This window comes from Pseudomonas sp. (assembly GCF_026224925.1).
Lineage (GTDB): Bacteria > Pseudomonadota > Gammaproteobacteria > Pseudomonadales > Pseudomonadaceae > Aquipseudomonas.
Genome location: NZ_JAMFRV010000677.1, coordinates 1 through 3935 on the forward strand (window position 1 = coordinate 1; position 3935 = coordinate 3935).

A 3935-nucleotide genomic window follows, 5' to 3' on the forward strand; every position below is an offset into this window, starting at 1 on the left:
AGCTGACGCGCAGCCTGCAACGGGGTTTCAACGGCCACGTCGTAAACGCGCGAGGTGAGGATTTTCTTGACGTACTGTTCGAGCATCGGGAAAGCATCACTGGCGAATAAGGACAAGGCCCGAAGTCTAACTCAGAATGACGCGGTTTTAAGGCGGGTTATCGCTATAATGCGCGCCCTTTTGCACACCAATGCTCGGTGTCGCACGGCAATACCGTGTGAATACCGTATATATATTGATGACTTAAATTTCGCATCATCGGAGCCAGCATGACTCAGGATCAACTCAAACAGGCCGTGGCCCACGCTGCTGTCGACTTCATCCTTCCGAAACTTGATGACAAGAGCGTCGTCGGCGTCGGCACCGGCTCCACCGCCAACTGCTTTATCGATGCACTGGCGAAGCATAAGGGTGCGTTTGATGGCGCGGTTGCCAGCTCTGAGGCCACCGCTGCACGGCTCAAAGGCCACGGTATTCCGGTTTATGAACTGAATACCGTCAGTGATTTGGAGTTTTATGTCGATGGCGCAGATGAAACGGACGCGGGCCTACACCTGATCAAAGGCGGCGGCGCAGCATTGACCCGCGAGAAAATCGTCGCTGCGGTGGCCAAAACCTTCATTTGCATCGCCGATGGCAGCAAGTTGGTGTCGGTTCTCGGCGAGTTTCCGTTGCCGGTTGAAGTGATTCCGATGGCTCGCAGCCACGTGGCGCGTCAGTTGGTGAAACTGGGCGGCGATCCGGTGTACCGCGAAGGTGTGCTGACGGATAACGGCAACATCATTCTTGATGTGTTCAACATGAGCATCACCGATCCGGTTGCGCTGGAAACTCAGATCAATGCGATTGTTGGCGTCGTCACAAACGGTTTGTTCGCGGCGCGCCCAGCGGACTTGCTGTTTTTGGGTACGGCAGAAGGTGTGAAAACGCTTAAGCGTTAATACACTTCGGGGCCTCTTCGTGAATGAATTCACTCCCACAGGGGTAACGCGTACCTCTGTGGGAGCGAATTTATTCGCGAAGCCGTTTGATCAGCGAACGCTGCTTTGGAACTTACTGATACCGGTCAACTCCAGCACGATTTCATCGCCAGCAACGAACGGACCAACGCCTGCCGGGGTACCGGTCATGATGATGTCGCCGGCTTGTAATGAGAACTGCGACGCCATGTACTGAATCATTGGCACGATCGGGTTGAGCATCGCGCTGCTGTTGCCGTCCTGGCGCACTTCACCGTTGATCGACAGGCGAATGCCGATGTCGGTCAAATCCTGGTAGGCGTCAGCCGTTACGAACGGGGCGATAACCGCAGCGCCATCGAACGACTTGCAGATTTCCCACGGCAGGCCTTTTTCCTTGAGCCGGGTCTGAATATCCCGCAGCGTCAGGTCCAGACCCGGAGCGAAGCCGGTAATAGCATCCAGCACTTCTTCCCGCGACGGGCTTTTGGTCAGCGGCTTGCCGATCAGCACAACAATTTCAGCTTCGTAGTGCACCGATCCGCGATCAGCCGGAATCGTAAATCCACCTTCCAGCGCTACCACACAGCTGCCCGGCTTGATGAACAGTAACGGTTCAGTCGGCACCGGGTTATTCAGTTCTTTGGCGTGTTCGGCATAGTTACGGCCGATACAGACGACTTTACCCACCGGGAAGTGGATTCGCGTACCGTCGATATACTGGTGCTGATAGCTCATGCGGCGATTCCTGAGTCTGTAGGGCTGTAGGGTTAAACGGCGAAGATCTTGCCAGGGTTCATGATCCCGTTAGGATCGAACACGGCCTTCACTGCCTTCATGTATTCGATTTCGATGGGCGAGCGGCTGTACGTCAAGTAATCACGCTTGGTCATGCCCACGCCGTGCTCCGCAGAAATCGAGCCGTTGTACTTCTGCACGATCTCGAACACCCACTTGTTGACCGTGGCGCACTTGGCGAAAAACTCATCCTTGCTCAGGTTTTCCGGCTTGAGGATGTTCAAGTGCAGATTGCCATCGCCAATGTGGCCGAACCAAACAATTTCGAAATCCGGATAATGCTGGCCGACGATGGCATCGACCTCCCGCAGGAATGCCGGCACTTTCGAGACCGTCACCGAAATATCGTTTTTGTATGGCGTCCAGTGCGAGATGGTTTCGGAGATGTACTCGCGCAGCTTCCACAGGTTTTGCAATTGCTGGTCGCTCTGGCTCATCACGCCATCGAGGACCCAGCCCTCTTCAACGCAATGCTCGAACGTTGCCAAGGCTTCGTTAGCCACTTCTTCAGTGGTCGCTTCGAATTCCAGCAGCGCGTAAAACGGGCAATCGGATTCGAAAGGCGCAGGCACGTCGCCGCGGGCCAGCACTTTGGCCAGTGCTTTATCCGAAAAGAATTCGAAGGCGGTCAGGTCAAGCTTGTTATGGAAAGCGTGCAACACCGGCATGATCGCATCGAAGTCTCGCGTCCCAAGGACCATGGCCGTGAGGTTTTTCGGGGCGCGGTCGAGGCGCATGGTGGCTTCGACGACAAAACCCAAGGTGCCTTCGGCGCCGATGAACAGCTGACGCAAATCGTAGCCTGTGGCGTTTTTGATCAAGTCTTTGTTCAGTTCAAGCAGGTCGCCTTTACCAGTGACAACCTTCATCCCCGCGACCCAATTGCGGGTCATGCCGTAGCGAATCACCTTGATCCCGCCAGCATTGGTGCCGATGTTGCCGCCCACTTGGCTGGAACCCGCCGACGCGAAGTCCACTGGGTAATACAGGCCGTTGTCTTCTGCGAGGGTTTGCAGGTGTTCGGTGACGACGCCCGGCTGGCAGACCACGGTGCGGTCCGTCAGATTGATGTCCAGCACCTTGTTCATGTAGTCGAACGAGACAACCACTTCACCGTTGGCAGCAACCGCAGCAGCGGAAAGCCCGGTTCGTCCGCCGGACGGCACCAATGCAACCTTGTGCTCATTGGCCCACAGAACGATGGCTTGCACCTGCTCGGTGGTCTTCGGGAACACGATAGCTACGGGCGCCGGCGCGAAGTGTTTGGTCCAATCCTTACCGTAAGTATTGAGGGAATCGGCGTCGGTCAGGACCTTGCCAGGCTCAACAAGGGTCTTCAACTCTTCTATCAGGGCAGGATTGGTCATCACGGAACTCTCGAACAATTCATGGTCATCCTGAGAACGCTTCACGTCCAGGAATGGGTGTTTCGCGGGGTGCATATGCTAGCATAGCCCCCCGCTAATCGTGCCTACGGCCGATGTGCGCCCCCTGCCATTTTCTCCGGGACACAGGTTTACGCAGATGAGCAAGACTTCTCTCGATAAGAGCAAGATCAAGTTCCTTCTTCTCGAAGGCGTCCACCAATCAGCCGTGGACGTCCTCAAGTCCGCTGGGTACACAAACATTGAGTACCTCACCGCCTCCATACCGGAAGCAGAGCTGAAGGAAAAGATCGCCGATGCACACTTCATCGGTATTCGTTCCCGCACTCAGTTGACCGAAGAGGTCTTTGATTGCGCGAAGAAACTGGTCGCTGTTGGCTGTTTCTGCATCGGCACCAACCAAGTCGATCTCAACGCTGCCCGCGAACGCGGTATCGCTGTTTTCAACGCACCGTACTCCAACACCCGTTCGGTGGCTGAGTTGGTGCTGGCTGAAGCGATCCTGTTGCTGCGCGGCATTCCTGAGAAGAACGCTTCCTGCCACCGTGGCGGCTGGATCAAAAGCGCGGCTAACTCCTTCGAAATTCGCGGCAAGAAACTGGGCATCGTCGGCTACGGCTCGATTGGTACTCAACTTTCAGTGCTGGCCGAAGGTCTGGGCATGCAGGTGTTCTTCTACGACACGCTGACCAAACTGCCGCTGGGCAACTCGACTCAGGTCTCCAGCCTGTCTGAGCTGCTTGGCTTGGCCGACATCGTCACGCTGCACGTTCCTGAAACCGCTGAAACCCAG

At 55.9% G+C, this 3935-nt stretch carries 5 protein-coding genes; 2 read left to right on the top strand and 3 right to left on the bottom strand.

The genetic code is table 11. From position 1 onward, the window contains the following. The coding region (locus M0974_RS28325) for a hypothetical protein (protein WP_297844950.1) at positions 1-86 on the bottom strand (86 nt) is incomplete at its 3' end. A gap of 183 nt (positions 87-269) precedes the next feature. Here M0974_RS28325 and rpiA point away from each other — a divergent pair. Then, a complete protein-coding gene (rpiA, locus tag M0974_RS28330) occupies positions 270-941 on the top strand; it encodes a ribose-5-phosphate isomerase RpiA (protein ID WP_297844943.1) in 672 nt (223 codons plus the stop codon). A 90-nt stretch (positions 942-1031) separates the two neighbouring features. Here the strand turns inward: rpiA and M0974_RS28335 are convergent, their stop codons facing one another. After that, entirely contained in the window at positions 1032-1697 is a 666-nt protein-coding gene (locus M0974_RS28335) for a fumarylacetoacetate hydrolase family protein (RefSeq protein WP_297844944.1), read from the bottom strand. A gap of 32 nt (positions 1698-1729) precedes the next feature. Beyond that, positions 1730-3124, bottom strand: coding sequence for an FAD-binding oxidoreductase (locus tag M0974_RS28340; protein ID WP_297844946.1), 1395 nt, complete (start codon positions 3122-3124; stop codon positions 1730-1732). A gap of 157 nt (positions 3125-3281) precedes the next feature. On the opposite strand from M0974_RS28340, the gene M0974_RS28345 reads away from it, so the two are divergent. Continuing rightward, a partial coding sequence (locus tag M0974_RS28345) for an NAD(P)-dependent oxidoreductase (RefSeq protein WP_297844948.1) occupies positions 3282-3935 on the top strand: 654 nt, incomplete at its 3' end.

What these genes read in the sequence shown, in the direction of transcription:
- rpiA (WP_297844943.1), top strand. Translation starts at nt 270, where the DNA reads ATGACTCAGGATCAACTCAAACAGGCCGTGGCCCACGCTGCTGTCGAC.
- M0974_RS28335 (WP_297844944.1), bottom strand. Translation starts at nt 1,697, where the DNA reads ATGAGCTATCAGCACCAGTATATCGACGGTACGCGAATCCACTTCCCG.
- M0974_RS28340 (WP_297844946.1), bottom strand. Translation starts at nt 3,124, where the DNA reads ATGACCAATCCTGCCCTGATAGAAGAGTTGAAGACCCTTGTTGAGCCT.